At 66.1% G+C, this 1,547-nt stretch carries 1 protein-coding gene and 1 pseudogene; both read right to left on the reverse strand.

Annotated features, from left to right (window positions below):
• Nucleotides 1–146: 146 nt before the first annotated feature.
• Nucleotides 147–1,178, reverse strand: coding sequence for a DUF2493 domain-containing protein (locus tag CA234_RS24020; protein WP_126002935.1), 1,032 nt, complete (start codon nucleotides 1,176–1,178; stop codon nucleotides 147–149).
• 79 nt (nucleotides 1,179–1,257) lie between these two features.
• Nucleotides 1,258–1,547, reverse strand: a pseudogene (locus CA234_RS24025) (DUF736 domain-containing protein); the annotation flags it as partial.

Below are 1,547 nucleotides of genomic sequence, written 5' to 3' on the forward strand. Positions count from 1 at the left end.
TGGCGTGGGGGGAACCAGTAGGGTTCACCCCACTCCCGAAAGCACGACAAAGGGCCAGCGCCGGGGAGGGATCGCCCCGGGGCTGGCCAGTCTCTTTCCTGCCAAGGAAACGGGGGAGGGCGGCGCGAGGGGCGCCGCCCTTTGCCTCATCCCCACATGCTACGCTGCGGGGCGGGGGCCTGACTGGAATGGCGGAACGCGTGGGTCGGAACGCCTGCCTTTTTCAGGCTGTCGAGCAAGTTCGCCTGAATGCCCGAACCTTCACAGACGATTGCCTCAACGGCGCGAAGGCCTGCCAGCTGATCGTTGCGGACAAAGCCCGCGCGGTTGCCGTGGCGCGCGGTATTAGGCGCGAACGCCACAACCGGAACCTTGCGGCTTGCCGCCCACGCGGTGGCGATCGCGTCGGCCCCTTTGCGTTGCGCCGTCGTGCAAAGCGTCATGCTGGGCACGCGCTCCTTGATCTGGTCGAGCCGGGTCCAGATTTGTTCGTGGTCGTGCCACTCCTGCCCGCCCGAAAAGACGACAAGCGGGCCGCTGGGCGCGCGCTGTTCGCGTAGGGCCGTGGCGCGGGCTTTGAGGAAGTCGGCGGCGGCGATCTGGCTTGCGGTGGTGGCGCTGGAAACGCGGGTTCCGCGCGCGCTGCTCCACGGGCGGCCAGTCTGGGCGCGGTAGCATTCGGCGGCATAGTCGCGCATGCACTCGATAGCGGCTCGCTGCTCCATCTTGGTTTGGGTGCGTAGCTGCAGTTCCTCGACTTCCACCGCATAGATTTCGGAGGAATCCGGGTGACAGATCATTTCGCCAAGCTCGAGCGACAAGGTGTCTTCTTCGCGGGCCAGCTTCGCGGCTTCGAAGTGGAAGCTGTTGACGAACCCCCACGCAATCGCCTGCGCGCTGGTCTCTAGGCGGGTATCGCGGAACAGGTCGAAAAGGGTGACCATGATTGCATGGCAATCGTGCTGCGCCTCGGCGGGATCGGGCATGTCGAGTTCCTGCGCGGGCGCGCCTGCTTCCACGATGGAAAGCGCGCCGACGTCGCCGAACGCTTCGACGAATTCAGGGGCGGCGGTCTCTTCGGCGAAGGCGGCCGCAATGGCCTGTTCCCGTTCGTTGCGGAGGGCTTCGCCAAGCTGGGCAAAGCTGGTAAGGCGGCGGGTAGTCGTTTCCTTCGTCATGGCTGCAAGTCCTTGGCAGTGGTTGCGATCAGGGTCGGGGGAGCGTTTCCACCGCTCTCCCCGCCCGTCTGACGGTTGGTTACTGGGCCGCTGCTTCCATCAGCTTGCCATCTTCCGAAGCGTTGCCCTCGAAAGCCTCGTTGCGCTTGCCGCGCGGGCGGCGGGGGGCGGGTTCCTCGGCACCGCCAGAGAGCGGCGGGATTGCCGGTTCGCCAGCTTCGTCGGCGTTGTCGTCCGAACGATTGCGGCGGCGGCGGTTGCCGTCCATGTCGCGGGTGCCGCGATCTTCCCGGTTCCACACGACGCGGAAGCCGTCCACATCGTCACCGAAAAGCATGATCGGGAGGGGGTTCTTGAAGCTCGGGTCTT

Origin of the sequence: Sphingomonas sp. ABOLE (assembly GCF_003950455.1) — a bacterium.
GTDB classification, from domain to species: Bacteria; Pseudomonadota; Alphaproteobacteria; order Sphingomonadales; family Sphingomonadaceae; genus Sphingomonas; species Sphingomonas trueperi.

Bases quoted from the DNA above. Each gene is read 5' to 3' on its own strand.
- CA234_RS24020 (WP_126002935.1), bottom strand. From the start codon at position 1,178: ATGACGAAGGAAACGACTACCCGCCGCCTTACCAGCTTTGCCCAGCTT.